General features: G+C 61.8%; 17 protein-coding genes. 10 read left to right on the forward strand and 7 right to left on the reverse strand.

Annotated features, from left to right (window positions below; translation table 11 throughout):
• The first annotated feature begins 57 nt into the window (after window positions 1–57).
• The 5 genes from AC1D1M_RS24525 (at window position 58) to AC1D1M_RS24545 (ending at window position 7,121) form a co-directional block, all read left to right on the forward strand.
• Window positions 58–1,080 carry a helix-turn-helix transcriptional regulator gene (locus AC1D1M_RS24525; RefSeq protein WP_477777665.1) on the forward strand — a complete coding sequence of 341 codons (1,023 nt, stop codon included), beginning with the start codon at window positions 58–60 and terminating at the stop codon, window positions 1,078–1,080.
• A 201-nt stretch (window positions 1,081–1,281) separates the two neighbouring features.
• Window positions 1,282–3,078 carry an amidohydrolase gene (locus AC1D1M_RS24530; protein ID WP_477777666.1) on the forward strand — a complete coding sequence of 599 codons (1,797 nt, stop codon included), beginning with the start codon at window positions 1,282–1,284 and terminating at the stop codon, window positions 3,076–3,078.
• Between the two features lie 18 nt (window positions 3,079–3,096).
• Window positions 3,097–4,836, forward strand: a complete 1,740-nt coding sequence (locus tag AC1D1M_RS24535) for an amidohydrolase (protein ID WP_477777596.1) — start codon at window positions 3,097–3,099, stop codon at window positions 4,834–4,836.
• A gap of 109 nt (window positions 4,837–4,945) precedes the next feature.
• The gene (locus tag AC1D1M_RS24540; protein WP_458371049.1) at window positions 4,946–5,686 is read left to right on the forward strand and encodes a TorF family putative porin; all 741 of its coding nucleotides are present in this window, start codon (window positions 4,946–4,948) and stop codon (window positions 5,684–5,686) included.
• Between the two features lie 46 nt (window positions 5,687–5,732).
• The gene (locus AC1D1M_RS24545) at window positions 5,733–7,121 is read left to right on the forward strand and encodes a purine-cytosine permease family protein (RefSeq protein WP_477777597.1); all 1,389 of its coding nucleotides are present in this window, start codon (window positions 5,733–5,735) and stop codon (window positions 7,119–7,121) included.
• Between the two features lie 64 nt (window positions 7,122–7,185).
• On the opposite strand, the gene AC1D1M_RS24550 is transcribed toward AC1D1M_RS24545, so the two are convergent.
• From AC1D1M_RS24550 to AC1D1M_RS24580, 7 genes are all read right to left on the reverse strand, one after another.
• On the reverse strand, window positions 7,186–7,902 hold the full coding sequence (locus tag AC1D1M_RS24550; RefSeq protein WP_477777598.1) for a L,D-transpeptidase family protein: 717 nt from the start codon (window positions 7,900–7,902) through the stop codon (window positions 7,186–7,188).
• A complete protein-coding gene (locus AC1D1M_RS24555) occupies window positions 7,899–8,657 on the reverse strand; it encodes a M15 family metallopeptidase (RefSeq protein WP_477777599.1) in 759 nt (252 codons plus the stop codon). The genes AC1D1M_RS24550 and AC1D1M_RS24555 overlap by 4 nt, the downstream gene beginning before the upstream one ends.
• A 33-nt stretch (window positions 8,658–8,690) precedes the next feature.
• A complete protein-coding gene (gene lipA, locus AC1D1M_RS24560) occupies window positions 8,691–9,680 on the reverse strand; it encodes a lipoyl synthase (protein ID WP_477777600.1) in 990 nt (329 codons plus the stop codon).
• Window positions 9,681–9,835: 155 nt separating this feature from the next.
• Window positions 9,836–11,092, reverse strand: coding sequence for a serine hydroxymethyltransferase (gene glyA / locus AC1D1M_RS24565; RefSeq protein ID WP_477777601.1), 1,257 nt, complete (start codon window positions 11,090–11,092; stop codon window positions 9,836–9,838).
• A 41-nt stretch (window positions 11,093–11,133) separates the two neighbouring features.
• A complete protein-coding gene (gene gcvH, locus AC1D1M_RS24570) occupies window positions 11,134–11,517 on the reverse strand; it encodes a glycine cleavage system protein GcvH (protein WP_477777602.1) in 384 nt (127 codons plus the stop codon).
• A 419-nt stretch (window positions 11,518–11,936) separates the two neighbouring features.
• Window positions 11,937–13,445: a sigma-54-dependent transcriptional regulator gene (locus AC1D1M_RS24575; RefSeq protein WP_477777603.1), complete on the reverse strand. Its 1,509-nt coding sequence runs from the start codon at window positions 13,443–13,445 to the stop codon at window positions 11,937–11,939.
• 68 nt (window positions 13,446–13,513) lie between these two features.
• Entirely contained in the window at window positions 13,514–14,428 is a 915-nt protein-coding gene (locus AC1D1M_RS24580) for a LysR family transcriptional regulator (protein WP_477777604.1), read from the reverse strand.
• 151 nt (window positions 14,429–14,579) lie between these two features.
• Here AC1D1M_RS24580 and speB point away from each other — a divergent pair, with 151 nt between their 5' ends.
• From speB to AC1D1M_RS24605, 5 genes are all read left to right on the forward strand, one after another.
• A complete protein-coding gene (gene speB, locus AC1D1M_RS24585; protein ID WP_409079408.1) occupies window positions 14,580–15,581 on the forward strand; it encodes an agmatinase in 1,002 nt (333 codons plus the stop codon).
• A 53-nt stretch (window positions 15,582–15,634) separates the two neighbouring features.
• Window positions 15,635–17,143 carry an aldehyde dehydrogenase family protein gene (locus AC1D1M_RS24590; RefSeq protein ID WP_477777605.1) on the forward strand — a complete coding sequence of 503 codons (1,509 nt, stop codon included), beginning with the start codon at window positions 15,635–15,637 and terminating at the stop codon, window positions 17,141–17,143.
• Window positions 17,144–17,384: 241 nt separating this feature from the next.
• Entirely contained in the window at window positions 17,385–18,959 is a 1,575-nt protein-coding gene (locus AC1D1M_RS24595) for a purine-cytosine permease family protein (RefSeq protein WP_477777606.1), read from the forward strand.
• A gap of 2 nt (window positions 18,960–18,961) precedes the next feature.
• Window positions 18,962–20,650 (forward strand): choline dehydrogenase, encoded by a 1,689-nt coding sequence (betA, locus tag AC1D1M_RS24600; RefSeq protein ID WP_477777607.1) that lies wholly within the window; start codon window positions 18,962–18,964, stop codon window positions 20,648–20,650.
• 210 nt (window positions 20,651–20,860) lie between these two features.
• Window positions 20,861–21,319: a GNAT family N-acetyltransferase gene (locus AC1D1M_RS24605; RefSeq protein WP_477777608.1), complete on the forward strand. Its 459-nt coding sequence runs from the start codon at window positions 20,861–20,863 to the stop codon at window positions 21,317–21,319.

The raw sequence follows: 21,319 nt of genomic DNA on the forward strand, positions 1-21,319 counted from the left end.
TCACGGGCCTATGGCATCGTCGAAACCAAAGGCCATGCAGTGAACGGGATCGCAATGATGGGGGAGGGAAATAGAGTCGACGGTGACGCGACGATGGTCACGCTCAAGGCGTTCAATCATTGCGTATTGCACCTTGGCCGGCTGGCGCGGGAGAGCGGGGCGTCGCGATTCATCGCCGATGGCCTGCAGGCATTCGGTCAACTGGTGCCCTTCGCGTCTGCCTGGTGGGGCGAAATGTCTACGCCAGGTCCTGATGTGCCCCTTCAAAGCTGGATGCACGGCAGCATCAATCTCCCCGAATCCTTTGCCGCCGAATGGCATCCGGTGGCGGCAAACGATCAGTTCTCCCACGCCACGCTCAATCGTCCCGGTGAGGTGGTGCGCGACGAGGGTTTCAATGACCCTTGCGAGGAGGTCAACGCTTTCGCCCGGCGCTACGATCTCTACCATTTGATGAGCATCACCTTTGAGCTGCCCGAAAGCGGCTTGATGTTTTTCGTCTGTCTCTACCGTGGCCTGGATGAACAGGCGTTCGAGGAGAACGAAGCCGAGCTGTTTTCGGCGTTCTGCGATCACCTTTTCCAGCTGTGGCGGTTTCAGGTGCAGGACATGATCCGCTTCGATAGCGAAAACGGCGCGAGTGATTTTGGCGTCGCGCGCATGGATGGCAGTCTGCTCTATGTGGGCGCCCGCCTGTGTGCCGCGATTCAGCGCGAGTTACCCGGCTGGAGCGGTTCGACACTGCCGGTCGAAGCCATTGCGCAATTATCGAAAGCCCCCTGCGTGATCCGCCTGGGCCGCTGCGCCCTGACCCTCAGCCCCAACGCCGAACACGTCATCCTCTCCCTCGACGCGCCATCAGGCGGGGATGGCCTGGCACCACGGGAACGCACCGCAGCGATGCTGTTCGCCGCTGGCCACTCCTACAAGGAAATCGCCAAAATCCTCGTCCTGAGCCCCGCGACCGTGCGCACCTATTTGCGTAACTGCTACCTGCAGCTCGGTGTGAAAAGCAAGGTGGAGCTGGGCTCCGTCCTGCGTTCGCCGGGTGCGCTGGCGGAGTCCGTGCGCCGGGATTAATCCCAGCCGTTTCAATTATTTGCCTTACCCCTCCTCATTTGCAGAGGTCCATTCGAACGCTGCGCCCTATAGGGTAGGCCCTGTCTATCGGGGGCTTGCGCAGTCGCTTCGGGCCGCTTCAAAACAATAAGAACAGGGGTGAGGCATTTGAGACTTTCCAGGCTTTTTGTCGCCGTTGCGGCGACGACGGCATTTTCCGGTATGGCGTTGGCGGCGACACCCGCCGACACGGTCATGCGCAATGGCTACGTCTACACCGTCGATGGCCAGAACTCCGTGCAGCAGGCCATTGCCATTGCGGGGGGCAAGATCGTCTATGTCGGCAGCGATGCCGGGGTCGACGGTTACATCGGCAAGCAAACACAACTGATCGACCTGGCCGGGCGCATGCTGATGCCGGGCTTCGTCGATGCGCACATGCACCCGGGGGATGGCGGTCGGGCCATGACCTTGTGCGACCTGAAATACCAGACCATGACCCGCGCGCAGTTTCAGGCGAGCATCCAGGCTTGCCTCGATGCCGACAAGGACAAGGGCCCGGACGTCTGGCTCGAAGTCGGCAGCTGGGACCGCATGGGCATGACCGGGCTCGACGGCGACGCCGACAAATCGACCCTGGACGCGCTCAAGACCAAGCGCCCGATCCAGGTGCGCTCCACCGACTTCCACACCGTGCTGACCAACTCTCGCGGCCTGGAACTGGCCGGCATCAACAAGAACACCGCCGACCCGGAAGACGGCAAATACCGCCGCGACAGCGCCGGCAACCCGAACGGCATCTGCGAAGACGGCGCCGCCGAATCGTTGGCCGCCGTGGTACCGCCTGCCACCGACGCGGAAAAACTCAATCAGGTTCGCGCAGCTCTCGACGCCATGCGCCAGCAAGGCATCACCAGCTTCATGGATGCGCTGTCCGGCCCGGAAAACGGTAAAGCCTTCACCAGCCTGCAAAAGTCCGGCGAGTTGACCGCCCGGGCCTTGCTGGCGATCAAACTGGACCCGGCCGCCGCTGCCGTCGACCCGGTGAAAACCATCGCCGAGGCCAAGGCCCTGGCCAGCACCTATGACCAGGGCGAAGTGCATGTCGCGCCGGGCGTGAACATGCGCCACGTCAAACTGTTCATGGACGGCATCATCAATGCCCCGGCGGACACCGGCGCCATGTTGACCCCATACCTGCACAACAGCGGCACCGACCAGGCGCCGAAGTGGACGCCGGGCAAGAACCTGGGCGAACTGTATTTCCCGCCGCAAGTGCTCAATCCGTTGTTGCTGCAAGCGGTCAAGGCCGGTTTCGATCCGCACCTGCACGCCACCGGCGAGCGCGCGGTACGCGATGCACTGGACAGCGTCGCCTATGTGCGCAAGGAACTGCCCGGTACTGATTTCCGCCCGGCCATCGCGCACGCCGAGTCAGTCGATCCTGCCGACTATTCGCGTTTCAAGGCACTGGACGTCACGGCCACCATGTCGTTCCAGTGGGCTCAGCAGGCACCGTCCACGGTCGATGGCACCAGTGATCACCTTGGCGCCGAGCGATTCGAACGCATGGAGCCCTCGGGCAGCATCGCCCATGCCGGCGGTCGAGTGGCATTTGGCAGCGATTGGCCGGTCGATCCCCTCGATGAGTTCCTGGCGCTGAAAGTCGGTGTCACCCGTTCCGGCGACCCCACCAATCCGCACAGCTATGGTCCGAAGTATGCCGGGCGACTCAATGCCGATCCGGCGCTGTCGCGAGCCGAAGTGCTGCGCAGCATCACCCTCAGTTCCGCCGAGCAGTTGAAGCTGGACGCGGTGCTGGGTTCGGTCGAAGTCGGCAAGTTCGCTGACCTGATCGTGCTCGACAAGAACTTCATGCAGGTGCCCGAGGAGGAGTTGGGCCGCAATGACGTGCTGCTGACGCTGGTCGGCGGCAAGGTCGTGTGGGCCAGGGCGCCGTTCCTCGGGCTGGCGCCACAGGCTGTCGCCCAGACCGTCACTTCCCGATCCGCCCAATAATAACGAGAGAGCGTTCCGATGCGATTGATTCCAAACCTGTTGGCCGCCGCGCTGGCCTTGTCGTCGGTGCAGGCGATGGCCGCCGCCGACCTGGTGTTGTTCAACGGCAAGGTCTTTACCGCTGAACCCGGCCAGGCGCTGGTGCAGGCTGTTGCGGTGCAAGACGGCAAGATTCTGAAAGTGGGCAGCGATGCCGAAATCAATGCCCTGGCCGATGCCAAGACCCAGCGCATCGACCTGGCGGGCAAAGTGTTGATGCCGGGCATGATCGACACCCACAGCCACCCGGTCTCGGGCGCTTTCGACAGCATGAAGGCCAACCTGCTGGACGAGGTCAAACCCTTGCCGGAACTGGAGCAATGGTTGATCGAAGAAGACAAGGCCGGACGTGCCCGGTCCGGTGATGTGATCAGCGTGGCCGGGGTCAGTTCGGCCTACTGGGAGAAGAGTCGTGAACTGGGCAAGGTGTTCAACCAGGGACGCTGGGCCGATCAGCCCATCGTCTTCAGCGGCATCGACGGCCACACCGGTTGGGCCAACAACGCGATGCTCAAGCGCTTGAACATCGACGCGGCGCTGGTGAAAAGTCTGCCGGAAAAAGAACGCGGCTACATTGGCCATGAAGCGGACTTCACCCCTAACGGCTACTTTGCCGAATCCCGCTGGGACGTGGTGCGCAACGGTATTCCGGCGCCCAGCCCGGAGGCCATGCTCAAGGCTGCTCGCGAGGCGGTGAAGATCAACAATCAATACGGCGTCACCGCCTGGATGGATGCGGCGGCGAACGGCGGCAGTGAAGATTCGCTGTTCGATTTCCATGCCACCGCGGAAAGTGTCGGCGTGCTGCCGCTGTACAAGGAGCTGGCGCAGAACGGCGAACTCAGTGCCCACGTCGCCGCGTTGATGGTCACCAACCCGAAGAGCAAACCCGCCGACCTGGAAGTGATCGCCACGGTGATGAAGCAATTCGAGGGTGTGCCTAACCTGACGTTCCCCGGCGTCAAGGTGTTTGTCGACGGTATTCTCGAATTCCCCGGGCAAACAGCGGCGGTCGTGGTGCCGTACAAGAACAGCCACAAGGACGGTCAACTGCTGACCGACCCGGCGCATTTCGGCGAACTGGTGGTGGCGGCGGAAAAACGCGGCTGGATCGTGCACATGCACGCCGTCGGCGACCGCGCGGTGCGTGAAGCGCTCAATGGCGTGGCGTATGCGCGCAAGATCAGCCCGACGCCTGTACCCCACAGCATCGCGCACCTGCAACTGGTCAACCCCAAGGAGTTTCCGCGCTTCAAGCAACTGGGCGTGATCGCCTCGATGCAACTGCTGTGGGCCACCGGCGAGTCCTACACCGTCGAACTGGTCAAACCCTACATCAGCGCCTTTGCCTACGGTTACCAGTATCCCGCGCGATCCCTGCATAACGCCGGCGCGACGATTGCCGGTGGCAGCGACTGGCCGGTGTCGAGCGCTAATCCGTTCAACGCCATTGCCCAGGCCAGCACGCGCAAAGGTCCGTTGGGCGTACTCAATGCCAAGGAAAGCATCGACCGCCAGACCATGTTCTACGCCTATACCATCAACGCGGCGAAAACCCTGCGCCTGGAGCAGCAGATCGGTTCGCTGGCACCGGGCAAGCAGGCCGACCTGATCATCCTCGACCGCGATGTGTTCAAGGTCAGCGATGACGACCTGTTCGAAACCAAAGTCCTGAACACCTTCTTCGCCGGCAAGCAGGTCTACGCCCCCGCATCCTGACCTGCGAACACCCAACACACGCAAAAAACCAGCCAGCCCCTCGTAGCGCGAGGGGCCTGGCATCGCCATGCCTGAAATTCCCCGTACGCCATAACAACAAGAGAACTGTATGAACGCACTTTCAGCATTGACCCTCGCGACACTGGCATTGATCCCTCTGACCAGCCAGGCCCTGACACTCAACGATGACTTCAGCCTGGAGATGACCCTGGGCGTCGTCAGCGACTACCGCACCCGGGGCATCTCGCAGACCCTGGGCGATCCGGCGGTACAGGGCGGCGCAACGCTGCTGCACAGCAGCGGCCTGTACATCGGCGCCTGGACCTCCAACGTCGATTTTGGCGGCGGCTTCGACACCCGCCAGGAGCGTGAGTACTACGCCGGTTACTACTGGCAGGCGACGGACGCCATCAGCCTGGACCTGGGCTACATCAAGTACGACTACCCGAAAAATTCCGAATTCAACCTCAGCGAGGCGTACGCCGTTCTCGACCTGTACGGCGTGAAGCTGGGTGCCTATTACTCCAAGGACACGCCGAACTTCTTCGGCGAGGACCAGGACACCCTTTACACCTACGTGGGCTACAAAATCGATTTGCCGGCCGAAGTCGGCCTGGACCTGCGCTTTGGGCGCAACGATGTGAATGACCCCGCGTTCTGGTCCGCCAATGGCGATAGCCGTGAGTCTTACTACGAGTGGGAAGCCAAGCTGACCCGCGACTTCGTCGGCGTGACCTGGGGGCTGAGCTACGTCGACACCGACTTGTCGAAAAGCGAGTGCAGCAGTTGGTACGGTTATGACGACCTCTGTTCGGCGACAGTTGTAGCCAGCGCCACCAAGACCTTTTAAATCCCGTCCCTGACAACAAAAACAGTTTCACAAAGGAAACACCGTCATGAGTGCGCAACGCAGTCCCCTGATCGAGACCCGCTCGATCGATTTCATTCCCGAGGCTGAGCGACACGGCAGTCTCTACAGCCAGTTCACCCTGTGGCTCGGCGCCAACCTGCAAATCACCGCCATCGTCACCGGTGCCCTGGCCGTGGTGCTGGGCGGCGATGTGTTCTGGTCGCTGATCGGCTTGCTGATCGGGCAGGTGCTCGGCGGTGCCGTGGTGGCGCTGCACGCGGCGCAAGGGCCGAAGCTCGGCTTACCGCAGATGATCTCCAGTCGCGTGCAGTTCGGGGTGTATGGCGCGGCGATCCCGATTGTTTTGGTGTGCCTGATGTACCTGGGTTTCAGCGCCACCGGCGCGGTCTTGTCGGGGCAGGCGATTGCGCAGTTGATCAGTGTCAGCGACAGCACCGGCATCCTGATTTTCGCGGCGTGCATCGCGTTCCTGACGATCTTCGGTTATCGGGTGATTCACCTGGTCGGGCGGGTGGCCAGCGTGCTGGGCATCATCGCCTTCGCCTACCTGTTCACCCGGTTGGTGACCCTCAACGACATCGGCCTGCTGCTCGATAATCGTCATTTTGCCTGGAGCACCTTCCTGCTGGCGGTTTCGCTTTCGGCATCCTGGCAGATCGCCTTCGGCCCCTACGTGGCGGACTACTCGCGTTATCTGCCGAGCAAGACTTCGTCCTGGAAAACCTTCACCGCCGTGGGCCTCGGCACAGTGCTGGGGGCTCAGACTTCGATGGTGCTGGGGGTGTTCGCCGCCGCACTGGCCGGGGCCAATTTCCGTGGGCACGAAGTGGCGACCATTGTCGGCCTGGGCAGTAGCGGTGTGATTGCGTCCTTGCTGTACCTGAGCATTGTGTTCGGCAAGGTCACGGTGTCCACCCTCAACGCCTATGGCAGTTTCATGTGCATCGCCACCATCATCAGTGGCTTTCGTCGTCGCCTGGAAATCACCGCCCGCCAGCGCATGCTGTTTGTGCTGCTGATCGTCGCGGCGTCCACCGCGCTGGCAGTGCTGGGGCAGTACTCGTTCCTCAACTCGTTCAAGTACTTCATCCTGTTTTTGCTGACGTTCTTCACCCCGTGGAGCGCGATCAACCTGGTGGATTACTACTTCATCAACAAGGAGCGTTACGACATTCCGGCGCTGTCCGACCCGAACGGGCGCTACGGTCGCTGGAACGTGCTGGGGATCAGCGTGTACGTGATCGGTGTGTTGATCCAACTGCCCTTTGTCGACACCCATTTCTACTCCGGGCCGATGGTTGCGCAACTGGGCGGCGTGGATATTTCGTGGATTGTCGGGTTGTTGGTGCCGGGTGTGATCTATTACGCGCTGGCCAAGCCGTCGATGAGTGGCGTGGTGGTTGAGCGGGGTTGATGCCCGTCAGAGCACCGAGTTCTTGTGGCGAGGGAGCTTGCCACAGGTTTGGTGTTGCACCTGATCAACGTTCGGGAAGCTTCCATCGCTCACGCAACTGCTCGTACTGCGCTTCAGGCAGTTGCACCAGCACCGGGGATTTGCCCGGGTCCAGCCAGTTGAACAGCCGCGCGATATCCGCCGGATCCATGGCCGTACAGCCACGGGTCGGTGCCGTGGGGCCGCGCCAGATGTGGAAGAAAATGCATGAGCCAACGGCGGGAGTGGCCGGGGTGTTGTGCTGGATAAAAATGCCTTGGCGGTACAAATCATCGCTGCGGCGCATGCGTTCGGAACTGGTCCAGTCTTTTGCAATGACCGAACCGTCGACCAATTCGTTGTAGCGCACCGACTGGCTGTCATCCACGCATTCGATGGTCGGCGTCAACGCCAGATAAGGCAGGCGGGTTTCGGTGGAAGGCTCGTAGCCAAACGCTGTGCCCAGTTTGAACATTCCAGCCGGGGCCTTGCCGTCGCCTTCCTGTTTGACCGGCCCTTCAGGTTGCCCGATATCGAGCAGCCCCTTGCCCCAGCCCATGCCGTTCTTGCCGAGCACCACTGCAAAGGGCGCTTCGAATTTCTGCAAAGTCTGCCCGTGCCGCTCATAGCGCTGGGCAGTGCCCTGGATGTCATCCCAGTTTTTACTGGTGACCACGATCAGTTGGTCGCGGCCGTCGAGTCCCTGGGCCATTGCGGCCAGCGGAAAAAACGCCACCAACAGGGTCTTGAGCAGAATGTTCATGGCACAAGCGGCGTGATGGGGAAATCCATGACGTCCGGCTTCTGCGCATTCCCGCTATACGTGAAGTGCCACCACTCGGCCGAATAACCCACGAAGCCTTCCTTGGCCATGGCACTGGTCAGGCGCTGGCGATTGGCTTTGGCCGTGGCGTTAATCAGCGCCGAGTCGGTGTGGGCCCGCTCATCGAAGCAATCGAAACCGGTACCCATGTCGAGGGCGCCGTCGTGCCAGCGCTGGCCGTACGGGGCGGTGCAATCCACTGGCGTGACCGAAGGCGTCCAGGTGTCGGCGGGCAGGGCGTCGGAGCCGGTCATCGTCAGGTCGACGGTGTTGCCCCGGGAATGATTGGACACCCGGGCCACATAACCCAGGTGCCAGAAGTCCTGCTTGTCGACCCGTGGATAGAACTCGGTCTTGAGCGGGTCGCCGGGTTCGGTGGCGAAGCGGCCCATGTCGGCCACTGCACGCTTGGGTCGATAGCAGTCGAATACTTTCAAGCCGTAGCCTTCGGCCTTGAGGGCCGTTTGCACCCGGGCCAGGGCCTTGGCCGCGTCTGCCGACAACAGACACTCTGCGGCCTGGTAGCCGTCGAGCGGGTGCCCGGTGAAATTGTGCGCGCTGGCGTAGCGGATGTCCTGCGCGATGCCCGGGTCGACGCTGCGCACATACACCATGTGCCCGGGTTTCGACTCGTCGGCCATGCACGGCGTGGCAAGGCTCAGGCACAGCAACAACAGACAGGGTGAACGAAACATCGGAAACGGCTCCATGCATGACCAGTCATTCCATCATGGCTTGAAACCGTCCGTACCTCCATGAAGTTGTTGATCGGCGTGATAGGACGAACGCACCAGCGGCCCGGACGCCACGTTCTTGAAACCCATGCGCGTGCCTTCCTCGGCGAACCAGGCAAAGGTGTCCGGATGCACGAAACGCTGCACCGGCAAGTGACTGCGCGAGGGTTGCAGGTATTGGCCGAGGGTCAGCATGTCAATGTCGTGCTCGCGCATGCGCTGCATGACCTCGATAACTTCCTCATCGGTTTCGCCAAGGCCCAGCATCAGGCCGGATTTGGTCGGCACCTGCGGCACCGCTTGCTTGAACTTTTGCAGCAAGTCCAGCGACCACTCGAAGTCCGAACCCGGCCGCGCGGCCTTGTACAGGCGCGGTACGGTTTCCAGGTTGTGGTTGAACACATCCGGGGGCTCATTGGCGGTGATCGCCAGGGCCACGTCCATGCGTCCGCGATAGTCCGGCACCAGGGTTTCCAGTTGAATGCCGGGCGACAGCTTGCGGATCTCGCGCAGGCAATCGACAAAGTGTTGGGCGCCGCCATCGCGCAAATCGTCGCGGTCCACCGAGGTGATCACCACGTACTTCAGGCGTAGCTCGGCAATGGCCACGGCCAGGTTCATCGGCTCGTTGGCGTCCAGCGGCTTGGGCCGGCCATGGCCGACATCGCAGAACGGGCAGCGACGGGTGCAGATGTCGCCCATGATCATGAAGGTCGCCGTGCCACCGGAAAAACATTCACCGAGGTTCGGGCACGAGGCTTCTTCGCAAACGCTGTGCAGCTTGTGCTTGCGCAACAGCTGCTTGATCCGGTCGACCTCGGGAGAGATCGGCATGCGCACGCGAATCCAGTCGGGTTTGCGCGGGAATTCATCCGTGGGAATGATCTTTACCGGAATCCGCGCGACCTTTTCCGCACCGCGCAGTTTGGTGCCGATTTCTACTTTGGCAGGGCTGTTGCCGGTCGATTCGACAATGTCATTCATGATGCTTTCCTTGTGCAGCAGGGAGCAGACCCTGTGGGAGCGAGCTTGCTCGCGATGGCGGACTTTCATTCAACATCAATGCTGAATGTAATGGCCTCATCGCGAGCAAGCTCGCTCCCACAGGGTTTTTTCCACAGGGTTTTTGTGTGGTGCAATCAGTCGCGGTAGACCGGGAAGTCGGCACACAGGGCAGCAGCCTGGCGGGCGACATTGGCCTCGATGTCGGCATCGCCGAGGTGATCAAGGATGTCGCAGATCCAGCCCGCCAACGCGATGCTTTGCGCTTCCTTGAAGCCACGGCTGGTGATCGCCGGCGTGCCGATGCGCAAACCGGAGGTCACAAAGGGCGATTGCGGATCGTTGGGCACGGCGTTCTTGTTCACAGTGATGCCGGCACGGCCGAGGGCGGCGTCGGCGTCTTTGCCGGTGAGGCCCTGGCGGATCAGGCTGACCAGGAACAGGTGGTTGTCGGTGCCACCGGACACTACGTCATAACCGCGCTCTATAAACACCTGCGCCATGGCCTGGGCGTTGCGGATCACTTGTGCCTGATAAGTCTTGAAGCCTGGTTCCAGCGCTTCCTTGAAGCACACGGCCTTGGCGGCGATCACGTGCATCAGCGGGCCGCCCTGACCGCCGGGGAACACCGCGGCGTTGAATTTTTTCTCAAGCTCCGCATTGGCCTTGGTCAGAATCAATCCTCCACGCGGACCGCGCAGGGTCTTGTGTGTGGTGGTGGTGACCACGTCGGCGTAGGGCAGCGGATTCGGGTACAGACCCGTGGCCACCAGCCCGGCGACGTGGGCCATGTCGACGAAGAAGTACGCGCCGACCTTGTCGGCGATCTGGCGGAAGCGCGGGAAGTCCAGGGTCTTCGAATAGGCCGAGAACCCGGCGATGATCATCTTCGGCTTGTGCTCGACCGCCAGGCGCTCGACTTCGTCGTAGTCGATCAGGCCCGTGGTGGTGTCGATGCCGTACTGCACGGCGTTGTACAGCTTGCCGGAAAAACTCACCTTGGCGCCGTGGGTCAGGTGACCGCCGTGGGCCAGGCTCATGCCCAGCACGGTGTCGCCGGCTTGCAACAGAGCCAGATAAACCGCGGCGTTGGCCTGGCTGCCGGAGTGCGGCTGGACGTTGGCGTAGTCGGCGCCGAACAGCTGCTTGGCGCGGTCGATAGCCAGTTGTTCGACCACATCGACATGCTCGCAGCCGCCGTAGTAACGCTTGCCCGGATAACCTTCGGCGTACTTGTTGGTCAGGCCGCTGCCTTGTGCCTCCATCACCCGCTGGCTGGTGTAGTTCTCCGAGGCGATCAGTTCGATATGGTGTTCCTGCCGCGCATCCTCGGCGTTCATCGCCGCCAGCAGTTCGTCGTCGTAGCCTTTGATCTGGTCGTGCTTGCTGAACATGGTGTGGTCCTTTTGCGGATTCGGGAAATGCCCAGGGGGCTTCAAGCGTCGGCGTGTTCTGCGGTCAGGCGTTCGTAGGCGTCTTGATCCAGTAGATCTCCCAGCGCCAGGGCATCGACCGGTTTGAAGCGAAAGAACCAGCCTTCGCCCAATGGGTCTTCGTTGACCAGTTCCGGGGTGCTCTCCAGCGTCGCGTTGATCTCGACCACTTCACCGTCCAGCGGCATGCCGATACTGCTGGCGGCTTTCACCGATTCCAGCACCGACACTTCAGCGCCTGCCTCGAAGGCGCCCAGTTCAGGCACCTGAACGAACACCACATCCCCCAGCGCCTGCTGGGCAAACGCCGTGATGCCGACGGTGACCAGGCCATTGCTCTCAAGGCGCAACCATTCGTGATCGACGGTAAAACGCAATTGGCTCATATCAACTCCTTATTGTTTTAAGGCTCGTGGCGGGGCGACGAGCGGGGTTGGAGGAGTGAAAGCAAGGGTGGTGCCAAGGTTGATTAGTTGTTTTAAATCAATGGCTTGAAGTGATTTTATTAAGTGCGATAGATTTCATTCGTATTGAAATCAATACAGACAAGCAGGGCTGTGGGCGCAGACGCCGTAAATGCGGGTGGGAAGGGTTTTGTCTTGATTTCGCTACGCTGTATCGATTTGCAGACGAAGAATTCAGCAACACCACTGATCCCCCTGTGGGAGCGAGCTTGCTCCGGGCGGCGTTCCGACGATTGCGGTGTGACAGGCAAAATTGATATCGACTGACACGGCCTCATCGCGAGCAAGCTCGCTCCCACAGGGGAATGTGTTGTCGGTGACAATGTGTTCCGACAGATCACTCAGGGCTTGCCGGGAATCCCGTATTTGCGCAAGCGAATAGCAATAGCGCTATGGGACGTCTGCAGTCGTGCAGCCAGCAACCGACTGGACGGATAGCTGCGATACAGCTGTTCCAGCAGGTTCTTTTCAAAGTCGCCCACAGCCTCTTCCAGGCTGCCGACTTCGCCGTCGTTCTGCCGCTCTACCGCCGTGCGCGCAATGTCGAGGTCATCGATGTCCACCAGCGGATTTTCGCAAATCGCCGCCGCGCGAAAGATCACGTTCTGCAATTGCCGCACGTTGCCCGGCCAGCGGTTGCCGAGCAGGGCGCTGAAGGTGCTCGGTGCCAAACGACACACCGGTCGCTGGATCTGCGCGCAGGCCTGTTGCATGAAGTGATTGGCCATCAACAGGATGTCGTGACCGCGTTCGCGCAGCGGCGGTACTTGCAGGTTGAGCACGTTGAGGCGGTAGAACAGGTCTTCGCGAAAACGCCCTTCGGCGACCATTTTTTCCAGGTCACGGTGGGTCGCGCTGAGCACCCGCACATTGACCCGAACTTCCTTGTCGCCACCGACCCGACGGAAGCACCCATCGCTCAGGAAACGCAGCAACTTGGCTTGCAGATAGGGCGACATTTCTCCCACTTCATCGAGGAACACCGTGCCCTGATCCGCCAGTTCCAGCAGGCCGAGCTTGCCGCCCCGTTGCGCGCCGGTGAAGGCGCCGGGGGCGTAGCCGAACAGCTCGCTTTCGGCCAGGCTCTCTGGCAATGCCGCGCAGTTCAGGGCCAGAAACGGCGCGTCGTGCCGTGGGCTGATGGCATGACAGGCGCGGGCCACCAGCTCCTTGCCGGTGCCGGTTTCACCCTGGATCAGCAACGGCGCATCGAGGGCCGCCACCCGTTGCGCGCGGGCCTTGAGCGCACGGATCGGCGGCGATTCGCCGAGCAGCGCATCGAAGCCTTCGGCATGGTCGTGATGCAGCGCCGACAGGCGTTCGCCAATGCGATTGGGTTGATACAGGGTGAGCAGGGCGCCCGCGTCGGTGATCGGCATCGCATCGAGCAGCAAGGTCTGGCCGCCGAGGCTGACCTCGTGCATCGGCAGGCGGAAATGCTGAGCGATCAGGGTGCGTTGCAAATCGGCATCGTCGAACAGTGCGGTCAACGACTCACCGGCCGGTTCGCGCCCGCACAAGGCGATCAGCGCCGGGTTGGCCAGCAGCACGTGACCACGGTCATCCACCGCCAGCACCGGGTCGGAACTGGCTGCCAGCAACGCGTCCAGTTGCAGGCGCCGGCGCTGCCCCGGAAGGATGTCGACCATGGTCACCGCTTGTACGCCGCGCACGTCGAAAAGCGCCTCGCGCAATTCTTCGAGCACCTCGGAGCCGAGGGTCGGGGCGTCGATGTAAACGTTCGGCGGCACCATCTCCACGGCGTCCAGGTTGAAACTGCGACCACCGAGCAGGGCCAGCACTTCCTGGGTGATGCCGACGCGGTCGATGAAGGTGACGTGGATACGCATGACGGGCCTGCAAGGTTGGAGAACCGAATCAGTATGCCCGGCAAAATTTGAATTTGGCGAGTGTCACATCACGGCTTGCCGGTTTTACGGGCGCTGGCGGCCAGGTCCTCGAGGAACGCCTGGAGGATCGGTGGCGGTGCCGTGCCGCGACGGGTGATCACGTCGAACGGCGACTTCAAACGCAAACTCCCCGGGGCCAACTGGTGCATCTCGCCGCTCTTGACCCACTGGGCGGCGAAGTGCTCAGGCAGAAAGCCCAGATAGGCGCCGGAGATGATCAGGATCGCCGTGGCTTCGATGTTGTCCACGGTGGCTGCCGCCTTGCTGACGCCCAGGTGTTCGAGGTCGTATTGCTGCATGTAGCCGCGCACGACGATGCGCCCCGCAGCGACTTCTTCGAGCAGCTCCTCACCTTCAGCGTGGCTGCCGTACAACGGGTGACGCCGCCCGCAATACAAGCCCAGGGCTTCCTGGTACAGCGGTGATTGCAGCAGGCCCGGCACATGGATCGGAAAGTGCCCAATGGCCAGGTGCAGGCGACCGTCGAGCACCCGTTCTTCAAGTTCAGCCGGGGTGCCGACGTACACGTTCAGGTGCACGTCATGGCCCCGTGAAACGAAGCGCTGGGTGGTGCGCGGGATCGGCGAGTCGGGGTCGGTGATCGTGGTGTCGATGATCCCCAGGTTGAGCTTGCCGCTGATGTGCTGCTTGAGCACGTCGGCGTCCATGCAGAAGTTTTCCACCGCCGACAGCAGGCGCTGGGTGGCTTCATGGATCGCCACCCCTTGCTCGGTCAGGCGGAAGCCGCTGCGGCCGCGCTGGCACAGCTTGACCCCGAGGCGGGTTTCCAGATGGGTCATCTGTTCGCTGATCGTCGATTGCCCTGCATTCAACGCCGCCTGCGCGGCCGAGAAGCCGCCGCAGCGGACAATCGTGGCAAACACCCTGAGCAGTTTCAGGTCGACATCGTGCAGCTGGATCATCTTGGACCTCCGGCATGGGGACGCATCGGGAATACCGATATGAGTATCTGATGTTTAGCATTTTTTCCACGAAAACCTGCGCCCATAGTCTTTCCAACGGCGGTCGCCTTGCAGTCCGCCAAGCCGATAACAAGAAGTGGAGAGGCTAGAAATGTCGAACAACGGTTATGAATCCGGTCGCCTGAACCTGCCATTCGTGGGTCATTGCACCTTTGGCAAATCCCCGGTGTGCACCGATTGGGATGCACTGGATGCCGACGTCGCGGTGCTCGGCGTGCCCAACGACATGGGCACCCAGTGGCGCTCCGGCGCACGCTTCGGACCACGCGGGATTCGCGAAGCATCGACGCTGTTTTCCTTCGGCCACGCCGGCGCCTACGACCACGAAGATGACGTGATGTACCTCACCGCATCGGACGTGCGCATGGTCGACGTCGGTGATGCCGACATCGTCCACACCGACATGGCCACCAGCAACAAGAACACCGAATACGCCGTGCGCAAGATCCTCGACGCTGGTGTCATGCCAGTGGTGCTCGGCGGCGATCACTCGGTGCACGCGCCAGTGATCAAGGCCTTCGAAGGCCGCGGCCCGATCCATATCATTCACTTCGATGCGCACCTGGATTTCGTCGACGAACGCCACGGTGTTCGCTACGGCCACGGCAACCCGCTGCGCCGCGCCTCGGAAATGAACCACATTGTCGGCATGACCCAGATGGGCATCCGCAACGTCTCGTCGTCCAACCGCGACGACTACGAAGCGGCCCACGAAGCCGGCTCGAAAATCCTCTCGGTGCGTGACGTGCGTCGCCTTGGCGTCGAGGGTGTGCTGGCGCTGATCCCGCAGGACATCAACTACTACATCACCATCGACATCGACGGTTTCGACCCGTCCATCGCCCCCGGCACCGGCACCCCGAGCCACGGCGGCTTCCTCTACTACGAAGTGCTGGAAATCATCCAGGCCCTGGCCAAGCGCAGCAAAGGCAACATCGTCGGCATGGATCTGGTGGAAGTGGCACCGGTCTACGACCCGACCGGCATGACCTCGATCCTGGCCGCGCAACTGCTGCTCAACAGCATCGGTTTCATCTTCCACGAGCGTGGCAAGGTGCGGGCAGCCGCCGAGAGCGAAGCCGCATCAGCCTGATCATCGAAACCAGTGACCCGGCAGGCTCTGACTGCCGGGCAGAGAGAACAAAAATGGACACGATCGTCAAAAGTTACCTGCAAAAATTCGGCGTCAGCGAAGCCACCCAGACCTTCCTCAGCAAGGTCCAGAAAATGTTCATCGGCGGCGCCTGGGTCGAAGCCAGTGACGGCCAGACTTCCGATGTGATCGAGCCGTCGACCGAAGGCCTGATCACCCGCATTCCCATGGGCACCACCGATGACCTGGACCGCGCCGTGCAAGCCGCCCGCGCGCAGTTCGACGGTGGCGCCTGGCGCCAGGCCAAACCGGCCGAGCGCGAGCGCATGATGCAACGCCTGGCCGACCTGATCGAACAGAACGCCGCGGAGCTCGCGGAAATCGAATCGATCGACATGGGCAAATCCGTGGCCTTCGCCAAGGACGTGGACATCCAGGGCACCGTGGATACCCTGCGTTACTTCGCCGGTTGGGCCACCAAGCTCCACGGCCGTACCGTCGAACCTTCGCTACCGGGCAATTACCTGGCCTATACCCGCAAGGAAGCGGTAGGCGTAGTCGGCGCCATCGTGCCGTGGAACTTCCCGCTGCAAACAATGGCCTGGAAGCTCGGCGCGGCGCTGGCGACCGGTTGCACCGTGGTGGTCAAGCCCGCCGAACTGACTTCGCTGTCGGCCCTGCGTTTCGCTGAACTGGTGCAGGAAGCGGGCATTCCGGATGGCGTGATCAACATCGTCACCGGGCGCGGCAGTGTGGTCGGTGCGGCCATGGCCACCCACCCCGGCATCGACAAACTGACCTTCACCGGTTCGACCCCGGTCGGCCAGACTGTCGGCCGCGCAGCGCTGGATGACATGAAGCGCCTGACCCTCGAACTCGGTGGAAAATCACCGGTCATCGTCTGCGCCGACGCCGACATCCCGGCCGCCGCCCAAGCGGTCGCCAATGGCGTGTTTTTCAACTCCGGGCAGGTATGCGACGCCGGTACACGGGCCTATATTCATAGCAGCGTCTACGACGAATTCCTGCGTGAGTTGATCGCCTACACGCGCACCCTGAAAATGGCCCCGGGCCTGGATCCTGATTGCTTCATCGGCCCGCTGGTTTCGGCCCTGCAAAAGCAGCGTGTGACCGAGTACATCGAAACCGGCAAGGCCGAAGGCGCCGAACTGGTCTACGGCGGCCAACCGGTCGATGGTCCTGGCTTCTTCGTCGAGCCGACCATTTTCGCTAATTGCCGCAACGACATGCGCATTGTCCAGGAAGAGATCTTCGGCCCGGTGCTGGTCACCGCACCGTTCGACGATGAAGAAGAGGCGCTGGCCCTGGCCAATGACTCGCCTTACGGCCTGGCGGCGGCACTGTATTCCAACGACCTGGGCAAGGTGCACAGCCTGATTCCACGCTTGAAAGCAGGCTCGGTCTACGTCAACGCCCACGGCACCCTCGATCCGTCGATGCCGTTCGGTGGCTACAAACAGTCCGGATTCGGCAAGGACCTGGGCGCCGAGCAGCTCGATTACCTGCTCGAAACCAAGGCGGTGTGGATCACGCTGCCTTGAGTCAAGGCTGACTCAATCCCTGTGGGAGCGAGCTTGCTCGCGATGACGGTTGCACATTCAACATCTGTGTTGCCTGACCCTCCGCTATCGCGAGCAAGCTCGCTCCCACAGGTTTTCGGTTCCAGCAACAACGCCAGGTAGGCACGGGTAACACTGGACCTGTGGCCCTCGCCACAGGGGAGTCGTTCACCCGAAAGAACGCGGTTATCTCGTCATGATCTTCCAACAATAAGAGTCCATCATGAACACTAACGCCAAGTCCGCCCCGAGCGTGTCCAGCCTCGACGAAAAATCCGTCGTCGAGGGGCATTCGATTGACTTCATCCCCGAGAACGAGCGCACTGACAAGCTGGCCAGTCAGGGCCCGTTCTGGTTCCTCGGCAATTTCACCTTCTTCACCATGACCATCGGCTTCGTTGGCCCAAGCGTCGGCCTGACCGCGCTCTGGACCACGCTCGCCGGCACGCTGGGCATCATGTTCGGCACGCTGTTCATGGCGTTCCACGGCTCCCAGGGCCCGCACCTTGGCCTGCCGCAGATGATCCAGTCCCGGGCGCAGTTCGGTTATCGCGGGGTGATCCTGGTGCTACTGGCGACGCTGTTCGTGTTCGCCGGCTTCAACATCGTCAACCTGGTGCTGATGATGCAGGGGCTGCATACGCTATTCGGGTTCAACCCGGCGGTGATCGCGGTGGCGGTGACCATACCGGCGGCGGTGCTGGCGATCCTCGGCCATGACTGGATGCACCGCAGCTTCAAATGGGCGCTGTACCTGTCGTTGCCGCTGTATGGCCTGGTGACCGTGGCGGTGGTGATGGGCTGGGTGCCGGATGCGGTGCTGCCGGCACTCGCGGAAGGCGAAGTGGCCCGGGAGCCGCTGGGTTTCAACTGGACCGGTTTCATCGCGCAGTTTGCGGCGGCCGCCAGCTACAACATCGCCTACGCCCCGTACGTGTCGGACTACTCGCGCTACCTGCCGAAAAACACCTCCAGCGGCAAGCTGATCGCCGTGGTGTTCCTCGGGGCTTCGCTGTCCGGCGCGTGGATGATTTCCGTGGGTGGCTGGCTCGCCGACCACCTGCACTCCACTGACGTGCTGGTGGCCCTCGGGCAAGTCGGCAACACCGTGTCGCCGCTGGTGGGCACGGCGGTGGTGGTCGTCACCATCCTGGCGTTCCTGCCGGTGATCGCGATGAACATCTACAGCGCCAAGTTGACCACGCTGACCTGCGTCGATTCGATCAAGCACATCGAACCAACACGCAGGGCACGCATCCTGGCCATCGGCTTCGTGATCCTGCTGCAACTGGGCGTGGCCCTGAGCATCCAGAGTTCCGGCAAAGGCCTGTCGGTGTTGGGGATCTACCTGGTGGTGATGCTGTACTTCCTGGTGCCCTGGACCTCGGTCAACCTCACTGACTACTTCTTCGTGCGCAAGGGCCGCTACGCCATCCCGCACTTCTTCATGCCCCACGGCAACATCTACGGCAGCTGGGGGCTGCGCGGCATCGCCGCCTATGCCATCGGTTTTATCTCGATGATCCCGTTCTTCTACATCTTCGACGGCGTTGAACAGCGCGAGGTGTATGTCGGCCCGCTCGCCAAGGCGCTGGGCAGCATCGACATCGCCTGGCTGGTCGGGCTGATCGTGTCGGGCGTGGCGTACTACTTGCTTAGCCGCTCGATTGATCTGAAACGCGAAGAAGCGGTGATCCAGCAGATTGAGAAAAACTCCCCGCAATACACCACCGGCGACACGCTGACCCACAAACAGCAACCACTGCCGGTATTCACTGAATCGACGGTCGGGAGATGACCATGGCTACGCAAAAATACGACTACATCATCATTGGCGCAGGCTCGGCAGGTTGTGTGTTGGCCAACCGCCTGAGCGAAGACCCGGCCACCTCGGTGCTGGTCCTGGAGTTCGGCGGCAGTGACAAGAGCGTAGTGATCCAGATGCCCAGTGCCTTCTCGATCCCGATGAACACCAAGAAGTACAACTGGCGCTACGAAACCGAGCCGGAGACCCACCTCAACGGCCGACGCATTCACTGCCCACGGGGCAAGGTGCTGGGCGGTTCGTCGTCGATCAACGGCCTGGTATACATCCGTGGCCACGCGCTGGACTTTGACGAGTGGGAATCCCTGGGTGCCGAAGGCTGGGGTTATCGCAATTGTCTGCCGTACTTCAAGCGTGCCGAGAGCTATGAGTCGGGTGGCGACAGCTATCGCGGGCAGACCGGGCCGCTGCACACCACCAACGGCAACCACATGAAAAACCCGCTGTACGGCGCCTGGGTCGAAGCCGGCGCGGAGGCGGGCTACATCAAGACCGAAGACTGCAACGGCTACATGCAGGAAGGTTTCGGTGCCATGCACATGACCGTGAAGAACGGCGTGCGCTGCTCCACGGCCAACGCCTACCTGCGCCCGGCCATGGGCCGTCCGAACCTGACGGTGATCACCCATGCGATGACGCGCCAGATCATTCTAGAAGGCAAGCGTGCGGTGGGGGTCATGTATGACCACGGCGGCCAGACCCACCAGGTGTATTGCAACCGCGAAGTGCTGATCTCGTCCGGCCCGATCGGCTCGCCGCACCTGCTGCAACGCTCGGGCATCGGCCCGGCGGACGTCCTGCGCAAGGCCGGGATCGGCGTACGCCACGACCTGCCGGGAGTAGGGGAGAACCTGCAGGATCACGCCGAGGTGTACATCCAGTTCGGTTGCAAGGAGCCGGTGACCCTCAACAGCAAGATGGACCCGCTGAGCAAGCTGATGATCGGTCTGCGCTGGCTGCTGTTCAAGGACGGCCTGGGCGCCACCAACCACTTCGAGGCGGGTGGTTTCATCCGCTCCGAGAAGGGCCTGCGCTGGCCGGACATCCAGTTTCACTTCCTGCCGGCGGCGATGCGCTACGACGGCAACAAGCCGATCAAGGGCCACGGCTTCATGGTGCTCACAGGTCCGAACAAACCGAAAAGTCGTGGTTATGTGCGCGTGCGCTCGGCCGACCCGTACGAGCATCCGGAGATTCGCTTCAACTACCTGGAGCGGGAAGAGGACCGCGAAGGCTTCCGCCGCTGCATTCGCCTGACCCGCGAGATCATCGGGCAGAAAGCCATGGACCGCTTCCGCGATGGCGAAATCGCCCCGGGCGCGCAGGTGACCAGCGATGAAGACCTCGATGCCTTCGTGCGTGACAACCTGGAAAGCACCTACCATCCGTGCGGTTCGTGCCGCATGGGCGAGGACGACATGGCGGTGGTCGATTCCGAATTGCGCGTGCGTGGCATCGCCGGTCTGCGGGTGATCGATTCGTCGGTGTTCCCGACCGAGCCGAACGGCAACCTCAATGCGCCGACCATCATGCTTGCTGAGCGGGCGTCCGATCTGGTGCGTGGCGCACAGATGTTGCCGTCAGCGGATGTGCCGGTGGGTCTGGTCGAAGGCTGGGAAAGCAGCCAGCGTACTTCGCTGCCAGGGCGTAACGTGCGGGTCTGACGGCAACCCGCAATCCAATGTGGAAATCTAATGTGGGAGCGAGCTTGCTCGCGATAGCGGAGTGTCAGTCGACTTCAATGTTGAATGAAACACCGCCATCGCGAGCAAGCTCGCTCCCACAGGGATCTCGGTGCTTTCAGAAAATTTTACGTCGCTGGTCCTTCGCCATTGCTAGTCTGTAATTCCTTGAGACCGCAATGGAGCACCCTCATGGCTATTCAGGCCCTGCGCGCCGACGCATCGCACATCGACCAGATCGCCCCTTTGTTTGACGCCTACCGGATGTTCTACAAGCAGCCGTCGAACCTTGCGCAATCGCGCGCCTTCATTGTCGAGCGACTCGCCCGGGATGAATCGGTGATATTTCTTGCCCAGGACACCGACGGTGAAAACCTCGGCTTCGTCCAGCTGTTCCCGACTTTTTCTTCCATCGATGCTCATCGCACCTGGTTGCTCGGTGATCTGTTCACCACGCCCGCCGCCCGGGGCAAAGGCGTCGGCACACTGCTGATGAACACCGCCCGGGATTTTGCGAAGCTGGCCGGCGGCAAAGGCATGACCCTGGAAACCGCCACCGACAACCTCACCGCCCAGCGCCTGTATGAATCCCTGGGCTGGGTGCGCGACCCCGGTTACTACACCTATTGCCTGGATCTGAAAAAAGACTGA

This window comes from Pseudomonas sp. P1_F7, from assembly GCF_056405655.1.